Origin of the sequence: Alistipes ihumii AP11 (genome assembly GCF_025144665.1) — a bacterium.
In the GTDB taxonomy this organism is placed as follows: domain Bacteria; phylum Bacteroidota; class Bacteroidia; order Bacteroidales; family Rikenellaceae; genus Alistipes_A; species Alistipes_A ihumii.
Genome location: NZ_CP102294.1, coordinates 1,138,946 through 1,159,597, shown reverse-complemented (window position 1 = coordinate 1,159,597; position 20,652 = coordinate 1,138,946). Strand labels below are relative to the sequence as shown.

General features: G+C 58.2%; 13 protein-coding genes, 1 tRNA gene and 1 pseudogene. 10 read left to right on the top strand and 5 right to left on the bottom strand.

Annotation, left to right across the window (positions count from 1 at the left end):
• The first annotated feature begins 77 nt into the window (after positions 1-77).
• The 3 genes from rnhA to NQ491_RS04685 all read left to right on the top strand — a co-directional run bounded on the left by rnhA (position 78) and on the right by NQ491_RS04685 (position 2,176).
• A complete protein-coding gene (gene rnhA, locus NQ491_RS04700) occupies positions 78-542 on the top strand; it encodes a ribonuclease HI (protein WP_019246435.1) in 465 nt (154 codons plus the stop codon).
• A gap of 388 nt (positions 543-930) precedes the next feature.
• Positions 931-1,003, top strand: a tRNA-Lys gene (locus NQ491_RS04690).
• Between the two features lie 648 nt (positions 1,004-1,651).
• On the top strand, positions 1,652-2,176 hold the full coding sequence (locus tag NQ491_RS04685; RefSeq protein WP_019246433.1) for a DUF4840 domain-containing protein: 525 nt from the start codon (positions 1,652-1,654) through the stop codon (positions 2,174-2,176).
• Positions 2,177-3,269: 1,093 nt separating this feature from the next.
• Here NQ491_RS04685 and NQ491_RS04680 read toward each other — a convergent pair.
• Entirely contained in the window at positions 3,270-5,957 is a 2,688-nt protein-coding gene (locus tag NQ491_RS04680) for a glucosidase family protein (protein ID WP_020424320.1), read from the bottom strand.
• 147 nt (positions 5,958-6,104) lie between these two features.
• On the opposite strand from NQ491_RS04680, the gene NQ491_RS04675 reads away from it, so the two are divergent.
• Positions 6,105-6,554: a GatB/YqeY domain-containing protein gene (locus tag NQ491_RS04675; RefSeq protein WP_019246432.1), complete on the top strand. Its 450-nt coding sequence runs from the start codon at positions 6,105-6,107 to the stop codon at positions 6,552-6,554.
• Between the two features lie 650 nt (positions 6,555-7,204).
• Here NQ491_RS04675 and NQ491_RS04670 read toward each other — a convergent pair.
• The gene (locus NQ491_RS04670; RefSeq protein ID WP_147524775.1) at positions 7,205-8,266 is read right to left on the bottom strand and encodes a hypothetical protein; all 1,062 of its coding nucleotides are present in this window, start codon (positions 8,264-8,266) and stop codon (positions 7,205-7,207) included.
• Positions 8,267-8,373: 107 nt separating this feature from the next.
• Positions 8,374-9,576 (bottom strand): BACON domain-containing protein, encoded by a 1,203-nt coding sequence (locus NQ491_RS04665; RefSeq protein WP_019246429.1) that lies wholly within the window; start codon positions 9,574-9,576, stop codon positions 8,374-8,376.
• Between the two features lie 629 nt (positions 9,577-10,205).
• Here NQ491_RS04665 and NQ491_RS04660 point away from each other — a divergent pair.
• The 3 genes from NQ491_RS04660 (at position 10,206) to NQ491_RS04650 (ending at position 14,993) form a co-directional block, all read left to right on the top strand.
• Complete coding sequence (locus NQ491_RS04660; protein ID WP_019246428.1) at positions 10,206-12,680, top strand: TonB-dependent receptor; 2,475 nt, start codon at positions 10,206-10,208, stop codon at positions 12,678-12,680.
• Between the two features lie 443 nt (positions 12,681-13,123).
• Positions 13,124-14,188, top strand: coding sequence for a DUF5689 domain-containing protein (locus tag NQ491_RS04655; protein ID WP_019246427.1), 1,065 nt, complete (start codon positions 13,124-13,126; stop codon positions 14,186-14,188).
• Positions 14,169-14,993, top strand: coding sequence for a DUF5689 domain-containing protein (locus tag NQ491_RS04650; protein ID WP_019246426.1), 825 nt, complete (start codon positions 14,169-14,171; stop codon positions 14,991-14,993). Before NQ491_RS04655 ends, NQ491_RS04650 begins: the two co-directional genes overlap by 20 nt.
• A gap of 177 nt (positions 14,994-15,170) precedes the next feature.
• Here the strand turns inward: NQ491_RS04650 and obgE are convergent, their stop codons facing one another.
• A complete protein-coding gene (gene obgE / locus NQ491_RS04645) occupies positions 15,171-16,169 on the bottom strand; it encodes a GTPase ObgE (RefSeq protein ID WP_019246425.1) in 999 nt (332 codons plus the stop codon).
• A gap of 346 nt (positions 16,170-16,515) precedes the next feature.
• Here obgE and NQ491_RS04640 point away from each other — a divergent pair, with 346 nt between their 5' ends.
• Positions 16,516-17,424 (top strand): DNA/RNA non-specific endonuclease, encoded by a 909-nt coding sequence (locus tag NQ491_RS04640; RefSeq protein ID WP_019246423.1) that lies wholly within the window; start codon positions 16,516-16,518, stop codon positions 17,422-17,424.
• 284 nt (positions 17,425-17,708) lie between these two features.
• Positions 17,709-18,179 carry a DUF4890 domain-containing protein gene (locus NQ491_RS04635; RefSeq protein ID WP_019246422.1) on the top strand — a complete coding sequence of 157 codons (471 nt, stop codon included), beginning with the start codon at positions 17,709-17,711 and terminating at the stop codon, positions 18,177-18,179.
• 514 nt (positions 18,180-18,693) lie between these two features.
• On the opposite strand, the gene NQ491_RS04630 is transcribed toward NQ491_RS04635, so the two are convergent.
• Positions 18,694-20,148, bottom strand: a complete 1,455-nt coding sequence (locus NQ491_RS04630; RefSeq protein ID WP_259800779.1) for a hypothetical protein — start codon at positions 20,146-20,148, stop codon at positions 18,694-18,696.
• A gap of 247 nt (positions 20,149-20,395) precedes the next feature.
• Here NQ491_RS04630 and NQ491_RS04625 point away from each other — a divergent pair.
• A pseudogene (locus tag NQ491_RS04625) lies at positions 20,396-20,622 on the top strand (IS982 family transposase); the annotation flags it as partial.
• Positions 20,623-20,652 lie beyond the last annotated feature (30 nt).

Genomic DNA, 20,652 nt, shown 5'->3' with positions numbered 1-20,652 from the left:
CGTCCGCAGGCCGCCAGATTCGTATTCTTTATAAAAGGAGGGTTCGAGAACCCTCTTTTTTATGTCGAAAGCAGATTATGTCGAAAATAACGATGTATACCGACGGCTCGTCGCTCGGAAATCCCGGTCCCGGGGGATTCGGGATCGTGCTGATGAGCGGGCCGTACCGCAAGGAGCTCAGCGCCGGTTTCCGGCTGACGACGAACAACCGTATGGAACTGATGGCCGTGATCGTCGGTCTGGAAACCCTCAAGAACGACGGTTGCGAGGTGACCGTGTACAGCGACTCGCAGTATGTGGTCAACGCAGTCGAGAAAGGCTGGGTGTTCGGCTGGGAGAAAAAAGGGTTCAAGGATAAGAAGAATCCCGACCTGTGGCAGCGCTTCCTACGCGTCTATCGGCGTCACAGCGTGCGTTTTGTTTGGGTCAAGGGACATGCCGACATTCCCGAGAACGAACGTTGCGATCGTCTGGCCGTTGCCGCTTCGCAGTCGCCGAACTTGTTCGAGGATCGCGGATACCGTCCGGGAGACGAGGCGTAGGCAGTTCGTTTCCGGACCGCTTTCCGCGTGCGGGACTTTTCCCGCCCGTGTCTTACCGAAGGGAGGGTGCTCGGCTCGTCGCTCGGCAATGCCGGTCCGGGGATTCGGAATCGTGCTGATGAGCGGACCGTACCGCAAGGAGCTCAGCGCCGATTTCCGGTTGACGACGAATGACCGCGTGGAACTGATGACCGTGATCGTCGGTCTGGAAACGCTCGAGAACAACGGTTCGGAGCGGTCGATGCCGCGATCGGCATACTGCCGTGACGTGTCGATCCGCCGATGCCGGGCGAAAAGGTGCCGCGAGAGGGTCTCGTCTCTATTTGGAACATGATTTTTTTGGTTTAACGAAAAAACTGGTTATCTTTGCACCACCGAAAAAAACGGAGAATCAGTAGCTCAGCTGGTAGAGCACAACACTTTTAATGTTGGGGTCCCGGGTTCGAGCCCCGGCTGGTTCACAAGAATGGCGTACAAAAGTACGCCTTTTTTGTTTTTTCGTTGAAAAACAGTCTTTTGCCGGTCGTTTTGCATGGCCGGAAAAACGGAATCGAGTCCGAAAATCCGATATTAAGTACACATTTTGTTCCCGTTTGGGAACGTTTTGTCTTGTCGGATGCGTTTTCACGCGTCCGATTGCATCCTGTTTCCCGCTAATCCCGAGCCGGAGGCGCGCGTTGTTCTATGAGGGAGGCTGCCGGGCGCGGGTCATTGACGGATACGGCCCGTTGGCGGGCGAAAATTTCCGGCGGATCCATGCCGGGGACGTAAATTGCCGGTCGAACATAGCCTCGCGCCGCAGGATGTGAATATGGAAGGCGTTAGGATAAGCGGAAGTTCCGATATTATTTTATGTAATTTGTTTCAACCGGTTGAAAAGGATGCAACGTTCGGATTTATCCGAACATCTATTTATTCGGAATTCCAAGACAGTCGACTGCTTAACTGTAATTGTATTTTAATTTAAGGTATAAGAAAAATTCTTATGAATACGAAAATTCAAGCCAGCAGTTTGCTCGCGGGCAGCCTTGCTCGTGGTCGGAACAGTAGGATTCGCATCGTGCGATGATGATAACGGAGGCGGAGGAACGCTTCCCTCTGCCAGCGATATGTACGGGAATTATGTCGGTACCGTGCGGACGGCGGAGGTCACCCACAACGAGAAAACGGAGAGCAGCGAAGGCGGAACCTCCGAAGGAGCCGAGGTGAGTGTCAAAGTGGACAGGGATACGATTTATTTCGATGCTTTCCCCGTGAAGGACATCATTGTTTCTCTCTATGGAGAGGAGGAGGCGCCGGCGATTGTCGAAATGCTGGGCGACATAAAATACAGCGTAGGCTATACTCCGGCGCTCAGCGAGGCTCAGGATAGCGTTTCTTTCAGAATGGCTCCCGAACCGTTGAAAGCCACGGTGCCCGTTCCGTCGGAAAGTCCGGATGCGGAGCCTGCCGTACTGAATATCGAAAGCCGGATCTCAGCGGAGGATGTCGGAGATTATGAACTCGAGACCTCTAATCTGAAGTTCACGCTGACGGTAATGCGGATTTCCGTCCAGGACGAGGAGGGAGCGGACGTGTCTATTCCGAATTTCGAGCCGATGTCTATGGAATTTAGCATGGCGAAAGCGCAATAACTCCGGCTTATCTTCGAGCCGTTTCGGACAGAAAGCCGTAGCGATAAGCTACGGCTTTTATTGTTTCGCTGCAATCCGGGCTTGGCGCGTGACGAAAGGGAGGCGTTTCCTCGCGTCGTTTGGCGCGGAGGCTCGGAAGCTATCGGTGATTTTCGCACGGCGCTTTGTGGCTTTGTTCGGCCGGCATCGGTACGGTCTTACGGTCCGGGGAGCGGCTGCCGGCTGTTCGGTTCGGCCGCAAGGGGGCGGTCCCGGCTTCGGTCGGATGGAAGAAGCCGCGCGGACGGCGGGCGTGTCTTGTCCGTCGGGTAAAGCCGGCGGCGAGTCTCGTATCGGAAATAGAAGCCAGTCGTACTCTTGCCTCCTGCGGTTCCGCTATAGGACGGTTCCTGCCGTCTCGGCCGTCGGAGCGTGAGGCAGGCCGCCGCCGGATCTGGTCAGACCTTGCCGGACAGAAACGGTGTTGAGGCGTGATAAGGCTGCCTCGCTACCATATCGGTTTCGTCGGCAATTCGGGGCGATGAGGGCCGGGGCTTACGCCGATTTTCCCGAGGCGTATTGCCGTGTCCGGTGACCGCGCATCTCTCGTCATACCGAAGTCGTTGCCGAAAGCGGGCTGCTGACAAAAAGGGGCTCTGAAAGGATAAGGACCGGAAACGACGGGCGCGGGAGTATCTGCCGAATCGTTGCCTGCGATTCGGACCGCTTTTCGGCCGATATGGTCCTTTAGTGAGCGTATGCGGAGATTCGGTACCAGCAGTGAATACTACCGAATGACAATCAGTGAGAAAGATCTTGCGTAAGCGCGGTTGCAACTCGAGCGGCTGCTCGAATTGTCCTGCCGTTTTTGTCGTCCCCGTGTTTTCTGGGTCCGTTTCTATGGCTGCTTTCCCGCGCAGGCCGACGATGTGTCCGCCGGGTTTCGCCGTATTGTATAGGCACGGGTCTATGGGGCCTATACGACTGTCGTGGCGAGGGCGCGTTTCCCCCGTGACGGACCGTCCGTAGCAGATATTCCGAACCGCTTTATACGACGAATCCCCGCTCTTTACGAGAGCGGGGATTGCATTCGGTCGCTACCGGCAAGTCGCGATCAGTATTCGAGGCGGATCGAGGCTTCGCCGTCGAAGTCGTCGATGAGGACCGACTCCGTCGTCTCGTCATACCGGCCGCCGGTTACCCGGACGGGTTTTTTGCCCTGAGGATGCGGCAGGCGAACCGCCAACCGCGACGGTTTCCGCTTCGGGTCGCACGTGACGGTCGCCTCGATGTATCCCTCGCCGACATGGGAGCGAACCCGGGCGTCGATCCGTCCGAAATAACTCCGGACGCCTTCGAGGTCGATCCGCTCGCCGTCGGCGAACCAGGCCCGGGGAGCGACCCGGAACAAATGCAGCGTGTCGGCATCCTCCATGTAGAGCATCCAGCGGGTTTCCATCAGGAAGTTGGCCTCCTCGTGGGTCTTGTGGGCCGACAGCTTGTACATGTGTTCCCAGAACGTATAGGTCTGCCGGTCGGCATGGGGGGCTACCGTGTGGTAATATGTGCTCAGGAACGGTTTGACCATGTCCGTTTTGGCCTGATACCAGTTGTGGCGGCTGTAATAGGGTTGGCTGAAGGCCGAGTTTTCCTGAAACATCAGCTCGCTGTGGTAGTCGAGCAACATGCGCGCCGCCGGCTCGTCGGGTTCGATCACCTCGCAGAATACCAGATACATCGGGCCGAGCAGTCCGTCGGGGACGGTGAAGGTTCCGTGCGAGCGGAACTTCTCGTTTTTCAGGAACAGCAGGCGGGGGCCCGGGGCCTCTGCCCATGGAGCGGCGGTGGGGCACCATGTGCCGTCGCCCAGCGGTACGACGGGCGACCGGGCCAGCGACTGGAAAAACGACTCCCTGACGTCCTGTCTCCATGCCTCGGCCTCGCGGCGGAGACTGTCGCCGCAGGCGGGGTCGATGGCACCCAGCGTTTCGGCCATCCGGCTCAGTCCCAGATAGCCGTATCCGTTGAGCATGAACTGGTGGAAAGGATCTTCCGGGTCGGCCACCTTGCCGTCGATCATGCCGTAGCCCTTGCCGCGCAGCTTTTCGTCGAAACTTTTGGCCCGCCAGCGCATCAGGTAGTCGCAGGCTTTGAGTAGCTTGGGGCGTATCTGCTCGATCCATGCCCGGTCGCGCGTGTAGCGGAAATATTCGCCGACTGACCACAGCGCCGCTCCCGTTTCGACCGTGTAGCCGTTATAGTTTTCGATGTTCCCGTCGGGCTGCTGGGTGTCCAGAAAGTAGTTCAGCGCCCGTTTGGCCTGCTGCTCCAGTCCCATCGAAGCGTAGAACTGAATGATCGGGGCGCTTTCGGTGCCGATGGGCGAGTATACGCCCACGTTCGCGGCCAGCGTTCCGTCGGGTTCCGTCCCGAACGTAATCAGGTCGAGATGGAGCAGGCCGGCCCGGAGCATCTCGTCGATTCGCTTTTCGGGCAGCCGGATGCGGGCGGCCCGGCCGAGTTTTTTCTGCCAGTAGGCCTTGCATTCGACTTGCCGGTCGGAAAAGTTCTCCCGGGTCAGCGCATCGGCCGTTTCGGCCGAAACCGGCTCGTGCGGGATGAGAAAATCGATTTCTATCCGTTGGCCGGGCCGGAGCAGTATGGCGGTTTCTTCTTCATGCAGGGCTTTCCCGTCCACTTTGGATATGCAGCTTATGCGGTTTTCCGAAAAGCCGGTGTAGCCCCGCCCGCTGTCGAAGCGGTAGGCGGCCGACGGACGCGGCGCCTTGAACCATGCGTAACGCGGGACGGAGCCCGTGTTTTCCGCGATCGTCCGGATATACAGCGCTACGAGCGGTTTGGCGGCCGTGTCTTGCCGTTGTACTTGCTCCAGTTGCTTCGACTGTTCGTCGGTGAATACCCGGCCGGCGGAGTGCCGGTCGGAAATCAGGTAGTGCGTGCCCCGCACCGTCCGCTCGTTCAGAGGCGTTCCGGCGAGCGACACGAACGACGTGCTGCGGTAGACGATGTCGTCGTCGGTCATTTCCGAGTGATAGATCGGCAGCACTCCGTCCTCGAGTCTTCGGCGGATATTGTCCATGACGCCCACGCCGCGCCCCAGCGCGTAGCGGTATTCGATATGGGTCGGAGACGTTTCGGGCAATACGACGGCCGAAGAGGAGTTCATCGGCTTGATCACTTTCTCGTCCAGATAGGTGTCCTCGAGTTCCTCGGCGATCTCGAACATCCGCATGTCGCGGCTCAGTCCCAGCCAGATCGGGACGTTGGAGCGGCGTGTCCGGGCCGAGGCCGACGCGAAGGACGTTTCCGGCTCGCGCTCGATCCGTTGGATCTTGGTCAGATTTTTTCTCGACAGGATGTCGTTTTCCGCTTCGTCGTAGCTTCGGTCGTCTCCTCCGGGCAGTACGATCGTGCCGTAGGCCGGGATGTAGATCGGGTTCTCGGAGCCGACGTCCCGCAGGAAGAAGGAGAACGAGCTGCTGCCGGCCCGGACGTGAATCAGCGTCGATTCGGGGCCGGCTTGCGTTCGCGCGCTGTCGATCCGGCAGGCGACGGCGGCTTCGGCGCCCGGCGCGAAGCGGAGCGCGTCCTTTCGACGGGTCGCCTGTCCCCGGACGGCGCGGACGGAGCCTATCCGGCCGTTTTCGGCTTGCAGGGAGACCTCGGCCGGAGCATTTTTCCACAAGACGGTGATCGTTCGTTCCGGAGCGTCGCCTCCGGTCAGAAGGGCCGGAAATGCGCACAGTCCGGCGAAGATCAGGGCGAAAAGTTTTCGGTTCATTCGTTTTGGGGTTAGTTCTACGGTACAAAAATAACATATTTCCTCGCTTGGGCAAACGGCGGCCCAACTGCGATGTGCCGTTCTTGCGGACCGTTGTTCGGGGAAAATTTGCTAACTTTGCGTAAAACGATCAATAACGAAGATGCCATGAGTCTCGAAAAACAGATCAACGATGAAATCAAGGCCGCTATGCTCGCCAAGGAAAAAGTGCGCCTGACCGCGCTGCGGGCCGTCAAGTCCGAAATCCTGCTGGCCAAGACGGCCGACGGCTCCGAAACGATAGCCGACGGCGCCGTGCTGAAAATCGTCCAGAAGCTGGTCAAGCAGCGCCGCGAGTCGGCCGCCGTCTATACCGAAAGCGGTCGTCCCGAACTGGCCGAGAACGAACTGGCCGAAGCCGCCGAACTCGAAGGTTTCCTGCCTGCTCAGATGAGCGGGGTCGAGCTGGAGAGCGCTCTGAAAGCCATTATCGAACAGGTGGGAGCCAAAGCGCCGTCCGACATGGGTAAGGTGATGGGCGTCGCTACGAAGCAGTTGGCCGGCCGTGCCGACGGCCGCGCGATTTCCGAAGCGGTGAAGAAGTTGCTCCAGCAGTAGAAACATCGGAGCCTCCGGAATATGCGGTTTGGCTGGAGCGGGGTTCGCTTTGGAACACGGGTTTCGGAGATGTCCGGAAAGGGACGCAACAAGACGATACGTCCGCTTTCGGTATAGAGGGCAGAAGGGAACGTGGAGTAGCCGGTGTGAAAGTCTTTTCCCCGATTGTCGGATGACGATTATGTAACTTCCATGTGCCGAGTATGTTAGCATCCGGAATTTCCGTATCTGCTGGCTGTGGCTTGCGCCCGCAGGTTGCGTATCCGGTCGGGCCGCTGCCAATGAAAAGTCTCTTCCGTCGGGAGCGGTTTCATACGAAGAAACCGGAAACATATGGAACTCGAAAACCGGTACGATAAGGTATGCAATCGGTTGTCGGATATGCCGGAACGCCGGCGGGCGGAAGTCGCGGGGATGTCCGAGCTTGCGGCGGATGCCGCGAGAGAATCGCCGGAGGCCCGGTGCGGACCGAATCGGAGCGAAGGGTCCGCGTTTTTTCGGGTACGGTGCCCGATGTACGGTTTTTTTCGAGAAAAACGGGAACCGTTGCGAATCGGAACGGTTGACGAAGACGGGCGGATCATGCCGGAATAATAAAAAGCGGGACGCAGCGCGTCCCGCTTTTTTATTTGTCGTTTTGCGGCCGGCCGCTAATAGTAGCTGATGTTGCGTCGGTCGCGGAAAGTAAAGGTATCGCCGAATAGGACGGTCGTTTCCGTGCGGTCGTACCAGTTGTTCCGCTCGTCGCGCTGCATCGTGAAGTCGCTGACCAGCATATCGCTCTCGATGTGGATATACTCCCCGAAGTCGTCGTAGGTGTAGACCGTGTTGCCCTCGCGGGCGATCGTGTTGAACAGGTCGTCGTTATACAGGTTCTGAGTCCGGCTCGTCGAGGTCGTGTTATCCTCGAAGGTTTTGACCACCTCGTCCTGGTACGAGAGCAGGTTGCCGTTCTCGGCGTTAAACTGGAACGTCTCGGTCGCTACGGCCGTGTAGCTGACTTTGACGTATTGCCCGTCCTCCTTGACATAGTTTCCCTCGTCGTCCGTCTTGTATTCCTCGCCGCTGTACTCGGTCACCCGCTGCGCGGGAAACTCGCCTGCATAGGTCGTCTCGGACCAGACCGTGCCGTCGGGGGCCTTGACCGTCATCCGGTCGCCGCTGACCTCGAACCCGAATTCGAGCCGCTGGCCTTGGGCATTGATGACGACGGACGTCAGGTTTTTCAGGAACCGGGGCTGGAAAACGTACAGGTAGTCGAGCTGGTTGTATTCGAAAATATCCTGCTCGACCTCGATGTACTTGCCGTGATCGCCGTACAGGAACGTGACCGTCATTTGGTCGCTCGTGATCGACGTAACGAGGCTGTCGGCATTGTACGTGCATTGGAAAGCGTATTCCACCGGGTTGTTCGCGGCGTCGTACCCTTTGATCTTGTACGAGGTAATATAGCCGTTGCGGTCGAACAGGGCCGTGTTGACGCCGTCGAACAGCGTGTCCACTTTCTGCACCTCGCCGAACAGCTTGGCGAAATGGAGGCTGTTGCTGTCCCATACGGTCGTTTTCTCGGTCGGCACGGGCGGATTGGGATCGCCTCCCTCTCCGCCTCCGTTGCCTCCGCCGTTTCCGTTGTCATCCTTGCCGCACGAGAGCAGCAGCAGGGCAGCGGAAAGGACCAGAACCGGCGCGAAATATTTCTTTATGGTCGTCATATGTTTAAAATTGAATTGGTTGCGCATTCTTTCGAATGCGTCGTCCGGTTAAATAAAGCTGCCCTGCATTCGCATGCAGGGCGGCTGAGTATTTCCTGCGAAAAGGATTAGTAGGTGACGGTTCTGTCGAGCACCTCGCCGTTGTGCGAGCCGCCGGAATAGGTGGCCTTGATCCAGTTCTGGTGCTCGTCGTATTCGTATGCGATGTCGAAATTCTTGCTTGCGTCGTCTATGTCTTCGACTCTCGTCATATCCAGATTTTCGTTGTAGACGGCTTTCTGCTGGATGTTGCCTCCGCTCAGCTCCGAAATTGAGTTGATCCGGTCGTCGTTGTATTTACGGTCCATAGGGCCGAAGAAATCTGTGATATGGTGGACCAAAAGATTCCCGTTTTCCGGGTTGACGGTGAAGGTTTCCGTGGTGGCATAGTCGCCTGCGCCCTGATATTCCGACATGAACTCGCCGGAGAAAGCGATGGGCGTGGCGCTTCCCTCGTTCCCGTCATAGACGATATTGCCCTGATCGCCCGATACGTTGATGGCGATCGAGGTGCTGTATCCGGCATCCGCAGCCGTGATACTCGACAGGTTTTTGATGAAACGGGGCAGCCATACGCTGAAATCCGTGATGAACATATTATAGCTGAGGTTGGTGAATATGTTGTCCGTGCTGACGTATTTCCCGTGATCGGCGTAGCCCAAATCGATGGCGAACTCGTCCGTCGCGATCTTCGTCAGGCGGTTCTCTCCGTCGTAGGTGAGCGTGAAGTGGACCGTCTTCGAGCCGTTCATTCTGTCGTAGGACGAGAGCATGCCGTTATCGTCGAATGTCAGGTTGTAGATGAACGTGTCGTCCAGATGGTTGCCGAAAACGGATACCGTTTTCACGTCGCCTTGGAGATTCATCCGCGAGCGCGAGCTTCTGTCCCAGATAATGGCCGGTTCGGTAATCGCGGGCTCGCCGGCATCCTGGGTAACGGTGATCGTTACGTCGTCGACTCCCTCGGCCTTGATGACGATCGTGGCGTTCTGCGGGTCGGTCGTCGTATTGCTCTGTGCTTCGACCGTGATCGTGCCGTCGGCCGTGCCTTCCGCGTTTTTGAGAGTCAGCCAGCCCGCCTCGGTCGTCGCTTTCCAGCTGACGTTCTCGGCCTTGACATCGATCGTCTTGGGGGTGTCGGGAGTCGCCGTGAAAGTCAGGGTTCCCGGAGTGGCGCTCAGCGAGCGTACCGGCGCTTCATCGTCGTCGTCGCACGAGACGGTGCCCAGAGCCAGCAGGCTGGCGCATGCGAAATAGAACAGTTTTTTCATAGAAAATGTTATTTAAGATAATGATAAGGAAATAACAGACCTCGGATTTCGACTTTATGTTCGATACATGAATTTTTCTCAACGACCGGAACTCCTGGGTGAATCCGATTTGACCGAATTGAATCGGAATCGCACGGTGCGTTGATTCTACATGCAAAGATAATTAAAAAATTGTAACGGACGGCCGATGTGCGTATTTCGGTCGGAACGTATCGTAGGTCCGGAAGGTCCGTTCGATACTTTTAGAAATAAATCGACCTTGTCGGGTGATATTTCGTAATATTTTCAGTGATTTTTCTTGCGAATCAAAAGGCGATTCTTCGGACGAATTTTATGCCCGTTCGTCGTCGCGGGTAGAATTGTTGCGGTTTTCGGATGCGCGGTCTCCGGAAAACCGACATTCCGGTCTCGGTCGGCGACGTAATCGGGGATGGGATTTTTACGTTGATTTCTTGCTTGTTAGCCTGTTTTTGCTATATTTGTACAAAACGAAAAAGGAGCGTTTGCTTGTTGCGGGGAAAGCCGGGTCCGCGTCCGGCATACGCCGGACATCCGGTGCGGAATACGGGCGCAGGCCGGCGGGTTTCCGTCCGGGCAGGGAGCGTTCCCGATCACGAATCACCCGACAAATGAAAACGATCCTGTCGCTTGTCGCGCTGCTGGCCGCGACGGCCGGCCTTCGCGGTCAGGGCGGCGCCTCGGCCGACGATTCGGGACCGGCGCCCGACGCGTTGCGCGAGTGGAGCGTCGAAGAGACCGATGCCTTGCTCAGCGGACTATTGGCCGCATACGACGATTCATGGGAGGCCTTGTCCCGTTTCCGTTTTTCTTTCGTACGCTATGCACCGCGCGGTTACGACCGTAGCCGCAGTCGCTTTCTGCTTGCCGGGGTCGATCTGGCCGATCCTGCGACGGGGGCGGTGCGTTGGGGCGCGATGACGGCTCTCCGGGAGGCGCGCGTGTCCGGCTCGGTGTGGGGCGGCGTGCTTCCCGGTACTTTCGCACTCGGCGCCGAAGCGGGACTCGGCGAGTTCGAGGCCGATCCTGCGGCCGACGTGCGGGGCGGGCGCTTCGGGTGGATGTTTGCCGAACGCAGGTTTCGCTACGGCCTGCGTGTCGGCGGAAGCACCGGGCTCATGCGCGGAGGCTGGGCCGTTTCTACGGCCGTGTCGCGCCGTTGGGGACACGACGCCCGCATCCGGGGCGTCTATTCCGACGATTGGACCGTCTATGCGGCGGTCGCCAAACGTTGGGGCGAGCGTCATTCGCTGACGGCGTCGTTCGTCGAGGCTCCTTCCGAGCGGGGGCTTCGCAGTGCGACGGTAGCCGAGGCCTTCTCGCTGACGGGCGATCCGCTTTACAACCCGGCATGGGGCGTACAGCGCGGTCGGACGCGCTCCTCGCGCGTGAGCGTCGACCGTTGTCCGCTGGCTCTGCTCACATGGCGGTTCGATCCGCCGGACTCGCCCTGGCGGCTGACGACGACGCTCGCCGGCGCGTGGGGACATTCGTCGCTCAGCTCGTCCGACTGGTACGACGCTTCCAGTCCGCAGCCGGATTATTACCGCTATCTCCCCGGCTTCCTCGACAATCCGGAAGCGGCCGAAACGGTGCGCGAGGCATGGACCGGCGGAGATCCGCTCGTGACGCAGATCGATTGGGAGGAACTTTATCGGGCCAATGACCTGCGGGGCGATTCGTCGGCCGCCTATGTCGTGGCCAGCGACGTCAGCCGCCGCAAGAGCGTGCAGCTCGTGTCCAGTTTTGCTTACGATCCGTCGACATGGGTGAGCCTGACGGGCGGACTGCGGGGGCATGCGGGCCGGACGACCTGCTTTCGCCGGCTCGACGATCTGCTCGGCGCGGCCTATCTGACCGACATCGATCCCTATCTGATCGACGACCGCTATTTCGGCGACCGTTTGCAAAACGATCTGCGTCGTCCCGGCCGCCGGGTCGCCGAAGGCGAGGCTTACGGCTATTTTTACGATCTCGATTACATGCGCTTGGAGTGCTGGCTGCTCGTACGGCTGCGCCGCCGTAACCGGCCCCGCTGGAGCGGATACGCCGGTTTGCAGGCGGCCCGGATCGGATTCTCGCGCAACGGGCGCTATGAAAAGGAGCTGTATGCCGGGCGGGCTTCGTTCGGCCGCTCCGAGCCGTTGCGCTTCACCGACTGGACGGTCAAGGCGGGCGTCGGATACCGTTTTTCGCCCCGGCATGGTCTGGCGCTCGATCTGGCCTGCGGCCGGCGGGCGCCGCTGGCCGGCGACGCGTTCGTGTCGCCCCGCTATCGCAACGAGACGGTTCCCGGGGTCGGTCAGGAACGTTTCCTGAGCGGCGAACTCGGCTACCGGCTCGACGCAGGGAGCGTGTCGCTGACGCTGAGCCTGTACGGAACGTTGTGCTCGGACGGGACGCAGGTCAGGCGCTATTACGACGATCTGGCCTCGGTTTACTCGGATATGATGCTATCTGAGATCGGACGGCTTTACGCCGGGGCGGAACTCGGCGCCGAGTTCCGGCTCGCTTCGCGGCTGGCGCTCCGTGTGGCGGCGGCCGAGTCGCGAGCCGTTTATCGCAGCGATCCGGTCGTTGTGATCCGCTCCGACAAGGATGGGCACGTAATCTCGGATCGCTCGCGCACGCTGCTCCGGGGGCTCGATTTGGGCGGTTCGCCGCGTCGCGTGGCTGCGGCCGAGCTGCGCTACGAGGGTGCGGGGATGTGGACTCTTTCCGCCTCGGCGGCTTATGCGGGAGAGCATTACGTGTCGCCGAGCCCGCTGTACCGGATGCGGCGCGTGTGGGACCGGGCGGCCTCGCCCGAGGCGGTCGGGACGCTGACGGGGCAGGAGCGTTTTCCCGGGGCCGCGACGGTCGGACTGTTCGCCAGCAAGACGTTCCGTCTCGGGGCCCGCTATCTGTCGCTGAGCGGATCGGTGGACAACCTTTTCGATGACCGCCGGATCGTTCACAGCGGCTACGAGTCGATGCGCCTGCGCAAGATCGGCTCGGGTGCGGGCGCGGGAGTCGAGCCTTTCGGATCGAAATATCTGTACGCTTATGGCCGCACCTGTTATCTGACCCTTAATTTCCGTTTCTGATGAGATTCTTGTTCGGTTGGTTTCTTCGTTTTGTCCGGCTGTCGTCCCGCTGTGCCGGGGAGAGGGGGCCGGCGGGTCGCGATCTCCCGTCCTGCGGGTCCGCGAGCCGGTTTCCTGCGGCGGGAGCGATTCCCGGTTGCCTCGTTTCTCCGGAGCTTTCGGGCGATGGGAAACCTGTGCGACATTCCGGCCGGCTCCGGGGGAGCGGGAAAAACTCGTCTCCGTTGCCGGAACGGCCGATTGTCCGCAAAATGACCTGCGTAAAACGGGTTCCGACGGTATTGTGCGATCGACCGTCGCCGTTTCCGGAACGAAGAAAAGCTCGCAATCCGGGTATATCGTTCTCCGTCTTGCCTCCGGCGGCCCGAAGTTTTTGCTTCGCAGGGCCGTTGCCGCCGATTTCCTGTTGTCGTGCCGACTGTTTTCTACCTCAGGAAGCGGATATGCCGGGGACGGGGAGCCGGGCCGATGTCGCAGAACGCGCTCTCCGTGGCCGGGCGGTCGGTTTCGTGTCGCCTGTCCTGTATGCCGGGCAGTGCGGGTCCGTGCGGCTCGCGACGGGGCGGTCTTCTTCTCCCTCGGTCCGGGTATCGGTAAGAACGGTCCGTGCGCAGGAGCCGCTGTCCGTGTTCTGCCGCCTCGACGCGTTCGTCGGCCGGGTTTTCTGGCGCGTGCGGCGGTCCGAATTTTCGGAGCCTGCGCGACGGATACTTCCGAAAGCGCTTCCCGTCTTCGGAGCCGCCCTGCTCGGGGCGTGCGGTTACAACGAGTTCGGGCCGCCGGGAGACGGGCGGCCCGCCGCGCCGCTTCCGAACATGACGGTCTCGTCGCTCCGCTCGCTCTGCGCCGACGGTCCGATACGTATCGAGGGAAGCGGGGCCGTGCTGACCGGCTATGTGACAACCTCCGACCGGGCGAACAATTTTTACCGCAGCTTTTTCGTCGAGGATCGGACCGGAGCGCTCGAGGTGCGGGCCGGACTGTACGACCTGCACAATATGTACGGCCTCGGGGAACAGGTCGCGCTGCGCTTGGACGGACTGTCGGCGGCGCTCGACGACGGCCTGCTCCGCATCGGGTTGCGGGGGACGGATTACGAGCCTGTGCTGGATATGGAGAGCCGGGTCGTTGTCGCAAGGCATGTCGTTCGTACCGGCCGGACGATCGATCCCGCACCGATGCCGCTCGCTCCGAGCCGGTTCGCCGAGGCGAAGCTCGGATCGCTTGTCCGGGTGGCCGGTTTGCGCATGGAACCGGTGCGCGATACGACTTGGGCCGTGCCGGCGCGTCTGTCGGCGGACGGAACGCCCCGGACGGCCCTGTTGAAGTTCTTTACGGACGGGGGCGATTCGCTTTATGTCTCGACGAGCGGCTACGCCTCGTTCGCCGGCGATACCGTTCCGCGCGGGCGGCTGGAACTGACCGGTATTCTGCTTCGGGGCAAGGTCGGCGGCAAGATAGTTTACGAACTCAAAATGAGGGATCGGTATGACATACAGAGCGATTGAGTGGAGTCTGGCGGCGCTGGCGCTGGCCGGTTGCGTGGAGAAGCATGCGTTCGTGGCGGACGACGGGCCGTTGCCTGTCCCGCCCGGGACGACCGGGGTGAGCGTTGCCCGGCTGCTTTCCGAATATCGGGGATATCCTTCGGAAGTGAAAGACGATTGGCAGCTGGACGTCGTCGTGACGGCCAACGACCGCTTCGGGAGCTTCCGGAACGCCCTGTGGGTTCGGGACTCGACGGGAGGGATTCAGATCAAGGTTTCGGGCGACGAGTTGTTTCTCGATTTCCCGGTCGGGCAGCCGCTGCGGGTCCGATGTCAGGGGCTGGTGCTGGGCGACTATGCCGGAGAGGTGTCGCTCGGTGCGACCTCGGACGATCTGGCCTATCCGAACGGGTTCATCGCTCGGGACGACCGAACCTATTATCTGAAACCTTACGGCGAACCCGGAGAGGCGTTGCCCGATACGGCGACTTTTGCCGGGCTCGACGACCGGCGTCTCGGCTCGTTAGTCGCTTTCGAGCGCGTGCAGTTCGTCGACGAGGAGCTTTCGCTCGCGTGGTGCGATCCGGACGCCGACACGAACAGGCATCTGGTCGACTGCCGGGGCGACACGCTCGTCGTGCGAACGTCCTGCCGGGCCGATTTCGCGTATCGGCTGCTGCCTGCCGGCAGCGGCTACGTCGAGGGTATTCTGAGCCGGTTCAATCGGACTTATCAACTGAAAGTCTATACGGACCGGAACGTCGTCATGGATTCGCCGAGGTTCGTGCCGGTTTTCCGGTCCGAAGCCGGTCGTGTCGCTCCGTGACGACGAGGAGTCCGTTTCGGAACGGGTTTGCGAGGGACCGGTGCGAGCTTCCCCGCCGAAGCCGGCAAGCGATGGCCGAGGTATCGTGCGAGAGGCCGTGAGATTTTCTGCGGCGGGCAAGAGTGCCCGCAGTCTGAACGGGTACGTTCGGCGGAGCGGTCGGAGGATCGATCCCGCTCAGGCGTTCTCCTTTTGGAGGGCTTCCCACAGCATGTCTTTCAGCGTCTGGAGATTGTATCCGCTGACGGCCGAGATGAAAACGGACGGAACGTCCGGCAGTTCGGAGCGGATTGCCTCGGTCAGCTCTTCGTCGAGCAGATCGCTCTTGGTGACGGCCAGCAGACGCTGCTTGTCGAGCAGCTCGGGATTGTACTGTTCCAGTTCGCCGAGCAGGATGCGGTACTCCTCGCGCACGTCTTTCGAGTCGGCCGGAATCATGAACAGCAGAATCGAGTTGCGCTCGATATGTCTCAGAAAGCGGGTGCCGAGTCCCTTGCCCGTGTGAGCCCCTTCGATGATTCCGGGAATGTCGGCCATGACGAACGATCGGTGGTCGCGGTATTCGACGATACCCAGGTTGGGTTCGAGCGTCGTAAAGGCGTAGTTCGCTATTTTCGGCTTGGCGGCCGACAGGGCCGCCAGCAGCGTCGATTTGCCTGCGTTCGGGAAACCGACCAGTCCGACGTCGGCCAACAGCTTCAGTTCCAGAATGAACCAGCCTTCGGTGCAGTCTTCGCCGGGCTGGGCGTAGCGCGGCGCCTGATTGGTCGCCGTCTTGAAGTGCCAGTTGCCCAGACCGCCCCGTCCGCCCTTGAGCAGTACGGCCCGCTGTCCCTGCTCGGTCACTTCGCAGACGATCTCTCCGGTCTCGGCGTCGCGCGCGATCGTTCCGAGCGGGACGTCGATCACCACGTCGGCGCCGTTCTTGCCCGTGCTGCGCGCGCCGCTGCCGCTTTCTCCGTCGCCGGCGAAGATGTGGCGCTGGTACTTGAGGTGTATCAGCGTCCAGTATTGGCTGTTGCCGCGTAGGACGATGCTGCCTCCGTTGCCCCCGTCGCCCCCGTCGGGACCGCCGAACTCGACGAACTTCTCCCGGCGGAAATGGCGCGAGCCGGCGCCGCCCTTGCCCGAGCGGCCGAATATTTTCACGTAGTCTACGAAGTTGGACGATGCCATGTTCGATGCGTTTTGGTGCGGTTCGTACGGGGGCCGGCGCAAATACCGTTCCTCCCCTGCGGCGGTGGGTGCGTTCCTCGGCGCGCCGTGCAAAGATACGTTTTTTTTTCGGACTGTGCTTTCGGAATGCAGGCTCGTCCGGAGCGGCTGAGGCTTTCCGGTTCTGCCGTGCGCACGGTCAGGTCCCTTTGCCGGGAAGGCACGGGTTTGCCAGGGCAGCCTGATGTTCCCGTCGCCTGCGGTTTCGACCCGTCCGGCGGTCGCAGCCGCTTTCCCGGTTTGCGCGGACTTCGCGGCTTTCGGGATGATTCCGGAATTTGCTACCTTTGTCTCGATATGTATTCCTATGCGAAAGCCCCCGCCGATCAGACTCTCTAAGAAGGTCCACCGAAAGCTGATTTTCTCGCTGCTGCTCCTGCTGGCTGCGGCCGTCGTCGTTTTCCGCTGCATGGTTTCGCGCACGGGAGGCGCCGTGTCGGTCGTGCCCGTGTTGCCTCCGGCGGAGAAGGCGGACGGGATGCCGTCCGTCCCGGGGCGGATGCCTGATCCGCAAAGACCGTGCGCCGGACTGGAGCTGCCGGCTTGTTCGCGCGGCGAGTTTCTGATCCGTAACGAGGCGGGACGCTATACCCTGCTGTACGATACGGCCTATCGCCAGGCGGCATGGGTCGCTTATCTGTTGACGAGGGAAGACGTGCGCAGGCGTGGTGCGAAGCGGCGGAACGCGTTCTGCAGCGATCCGGAAGTCGTCGCGCGCGGCTGGCCGACAGCCGTCGACCGCGACTATGCGGGCAGCGGTTTCGACCGGGGACATTTGCTTCCTTCGGCGGACCGCGACGACAGTCGGGCCGAAAACGACGCTACGTTCTATTTGTCGAACGTATCGCCCCAGTATCCGAAGCTGAACAGGAATCAGTGGCGGCTGCTCGAGGAGCAGGTTCGCCGCTGGGCCGACCGCTACGATTCGATCTATGTGGTGACCGGCGGCGAGCTGGAGCCGGGACTGAGGCGCATCCGGGGCGGGACGGGGATCCCTCGGCATTATTTCAAGGCGCTTCTGGCGCGAGCCGAAAAGGGTTGGCGTGCGATTGCCTTCAGGCTTCCGAACGTCGCCTCGCCGGAAGGAAGCTGGACCGACTATTCGCTGAGCGTCGACCGCTTGGAGGAACTGACCGGAATCGACTTTTTTCCGGCGCTGCCCGACAGCATCGAGCGCCACGTAGAGAGTCGGGTCGATGCCGGGTTTTGGAAATAGGCACGGGCGTTTTCTTTCATCGGCGCGCTTCGCTTAGCCGGGAGCATTTTCGGTATTCGATGAGGCTCGGATCGGTCCGGGTCGATATGAATTTAGCCGGGCGGGTTTCCGCCCGATTCGTTGCTGCCGCTCGGGGCGCACCGTGTTTCCCGGCGAGGTTGCGTCAAACGTTCGCGGGGCCCGGAAGGCGTTTCGCGCGCGGAATTTTCCGGTTCACGGTTTTCCCGGCTCGTACGGAGGGTTACGGAGCTATTTTTGCAATTACGGTATAAAAAACTGAAGGTATGAAAAGCATCGTAAGAATGGCCGTCGCGGCAGCCGTACTGCTGTTCTCGGCGGGGAGCCTTGCGGCTCAGGGTCCTGACAGACAAAAAATGACTCCCGAGCAGCGGGCCGAGAGAATGACTCAGCGCATGACCGAGCAACTGTCGCTTTCGGACGAGCAAGCCCGGCAGATCGAGCGGATTTTGCTCGATCGTTTCAAGGAAATGCCTCAGGCGCCGCGGCGTCCCGCCGGCGAGCCGTCGGCTCGGCCTTCGGACAGGCGTTTCGGTCCCGGCGCCGAGCAGCGGCAGGAAATGGACGAGCAGATCAAGTCCGTGCTGACCGATGCCCAATACCAAAAATGGACCGAGATGTGCTCCGCAATGAGGACCCGGCACGGTCATCGGCGAGGGTACGGGCCGGGGCAGGGAAAGCGAAGCCGGCCGATTTGCGATTCGGTCTGTCCCTGTGCGGAGGCCGTTTCGGACTGATCGTTTCGTGCGGCCGCTTGTCCGTTTCCGGATCGGAGGTGCGGTCCCCCCTGCGGCAGGGGCGGAAAACAGTCGGCATTCCTGCATGATAGAGCAAAGAAGTCCTGTCGAGAAAGGTTTTCGAGGCATGTACGTCCTTGGCTCCTTGCGCCAGTTGCGGTCGTTTGGGCCTCGTTCCGGGAGTCTCCGTTTACGAATGTCAGCTTTTAGGCCGTATCGCCGATGACGGCGTTGAGAACCGTACGGATAAAGATGTCCGATCCGCATTGGCCTGTTCTTCACTCCGGTCGTTAGGGCGGCGTAGCCGTCGTTCTTTTAAGGGCCGGCAAGACGAACGTCGGTTGGGCTCGGGACGAGCGATGAATATATCGTGGCTGTCGAAACTGCCGGCAGCGTGCGAATACGGAATTCCGTCCGGTTCGCGCATATAATTATTGTAAATCAGATGATCGGTCCGGTCAGATTTGTCAATATGTAATAATTGAATACACATAAAAGATTGAGTATATATCTTTTAGTCTTTTGATTCAGACAACAGACTGTAAATTTCATTTTTTAACAATTTGGATTTTTTATAACCCGCATTTTTCTCTAAAGATTTATCAATCCAACTTTGTGCTTCCTGAAAAGCTCCCAATCGAAAATATCCCAAGGCGATATAATAAAAAACATCGCACAAAGGATACAGTCTGTACGATTCATTATAATTCGACAGGTATTTTTGCAGAAAAGTTATACCTTTTTCATTATTAAATTCGCTCTCGATATTGAACCTTCCTCTTTTGAAATATAAATCAAAATCTCCGGGCATTGAACTCATAGCCTTTTCGTAGATCAGGTCCACGTTAGACGACGGTTCTTTCTTCTCTACATATAATTGAATCAGTCCGTCATAAGCGTTGTTCATGAAATTCCTCGCCCCTTCTTTTATATATAAATCAATAGCTTGATTGAAATACGCTTCAGCTTTATCATAACATTTTAAATTCAAGTACTCGAAAGCGATTATTTCATGGTGATTCCCATTAGTTGCCGGTAAATGTTCCAGAACCGTTTCAAATTCTTCTACAGAACAAGGTTTGGACAATTCCAGAAGGTCTAATATGGTCCTTGCATCATTTCTCAATTTACAATGATAAAAGGCATTGAAGGAACACAATGTCTCATAATTTTCTACAATGCTTTTCTTCCTGTTGATAAATTCGGACATATTATCTTTGTTCACCAAATCCTTGTATAGGTAGTTGATGCCAGAAGTAAGTGCTACGGGAATAATTGACATATGGGTAGCAGTGTTGAAAATCTGCATCTTTACGTTCGTATTGTCGGCAACCCTTTTTACAGCCGTCGATAGATGTCGGGAGAACTTGACTCTCCTTTTGGCATCTTGATTTCCAATAGCAATATAGATTCGTTTATCGGCAACATCGCTTTTCTCAAAAATAGGTACCATGCCACTTTCAGGAGCCAAAAGCAAATACGAATCGAACATTTCAGACTTATTCTTCATCAAAAAACAGCCATAATCAGCCAAATAGGAGTGTCCGAAAAAAATGTTGTAACATGAAGAACATTTTATGATGTCCTGTACTGCCGGGAAAACGTCATCCTGCATATAATGCAAAAACGATTCACCCGTAGAATCCAGCGTCATGTTGTCTTGATTCAATCCGACGCATGCCCGGCCTCTTTGTCCCGGGTAATAAACGCCGACAACACAAACAGGGGGTATCGTGCGGCACATATTGAAAAGATAATTGACATGAGACGCGACTATGTCGAAACAATAATCCGCATCAAAAACATATAACACATTTGTTATTGTATCCCGTTCTGTCGTATGAGGAATCCATACCCTGACAGTAGCGGTTTCGTTTCCCGTTTTGATATTTCGTTCAACAACCGTTTGGGACAATACGAACTCAGGGGATAAGCAAATGAATAAAAAACAGAGAAAATACTTATTCATAAAAACGGTTGGTGAAATTGAAAAGTTAAAGGACTTATGTCTGACGGATCGTGTAGATTGTTGGTGTTAATGAATTGGATGAATTGCAATTCATCATATGTACTCTTACATGCGATATTTGCAAAAAAAATCGGCATTTGCAAACAAATGGCAGGAAACCGGTCAATGAACATGACAATATGCCACGTTGTAAGGTCGTCCCAAAATTCTCCGATTTGGAAATTATCGCATTGAATATGATATCCGAAGCGAATGGAAGCCAACATTCTCTCGCTTTGCCAAAGCAAGAAAAAGGATAGAGATTCTATTCTCGCAGCTGTGCGACCGGTTCATGATTGTACGCAATTATGCAAAAGATACATAAGGGTTTTGTTCACTCGAATCGTCGGAAAGATTAGCGTGTTGACAATCTTTCAATACCTTAACTGCAAAAATGAGCAACCGATCGGAAGAATCAAATATGCGCTAATTTAATTCTGCAAACAGGGCGTATACGCTTTTATC

What these genes read in the sequence shown, in the direction of transcription:
- rnhA (WP_019246435.1), top strand. Translation starts at nt 78, where the DNA reads ATGTCGAAAATAACGATGTATACCGACGGCTCGTCGCTCGGAAATCCC.
- NQ491_RS04685 (WP_019246433.1), top strand. Translation starts at nt 1,652, where the DNA reads ATGTACGGGAATTATGTCGGTACCGTGCGGACGGCGGAGGTCACCCAC.
- NQ491_RS04680 (WP_020424320.1), bottom strand. Translation starts at nt 5,957, where the DNA reads ATGAACCGAAAACTTTTCGCCCTGATCTTCGCCGGACTGTGCGCATTT.
- NQ491_RS04675 (WP_019246432.1), top strand. Translation starts at nt 6,105, where the DNA reads ATGAGTCTCGAAAAACAGATCAACGATGAAATCAAGGCCGCTATGCTC.
- NQ491_RS04670 (WP_147524775.1), bottom strand. Translation starts at nt 8,266, where the DNA reads ATGACGACCATAAAGAAATATTTCGCGCCGGTTCTGGTCCTTTCCGCT.
- NQ491_RS04665 (WP_019246429.1), bottom strand. Translation starts at nt 9,576, where the DNA reads ATGAAAAAACTGTTCTATTTCGCATGCGCCAGCCTGCTGGCTCTGGGC.
- NQ491_RS04660 (WP_019246428.1), top strand. Translation starts at nt 10,206, where the DNA reads ATGAAAACGATCCTGTCGCTTGTCGCGCTGCTGGCCGCGACGGCCGGC.
- NQ491_RS04655 (WP_019246427.1), top strand. Translation starts at nt 13,124, where the DNA reads ATGCCGGGGACGGGGAGCCGGGCCGATGTCGCAGAACGCGCTCTCCGT.
- NQ491_RS04650 (WP_019246426.1), top strand. Translation starts at nt 14,169, where the DNA reads ATGACATACAGAGCGATTGAGTGGAGTCTGGCGGCGCTGGCGCTGGCC.
- obgE (WP_019246425.1), bottom strand. Translation starts at nt 16,169, where the DNA reads ATGGCATCGTCCAACTTCGTAGACTACGTGAAAATATTCGGCCGCTCG.
- NQ491_RS04640 (WP_019246423.1), top strand. Translation starts at nt 16,516, where the DNA reads ATGCGAAAGCCCCCGCCGATCAGACTCTCTAAGAAGGTCCACCGAAAG.
- NQ491_RS04635 (WP_019246422.1), top strand. Translation starts at nt 17,709, where the DNA reads ATGAAAAGCATCGTAAGAATGGCCGTCGCGGCAGCCGTACTGCTGTTC.
- NQ491_RS04630 (WP_259800779.1), bottom strand. Translation starts at nt 20,148, where the DNA reads ATGAATAAGTATTTTCTCTGTTTTTTATTCATTTGCTTATCCCCTGAG.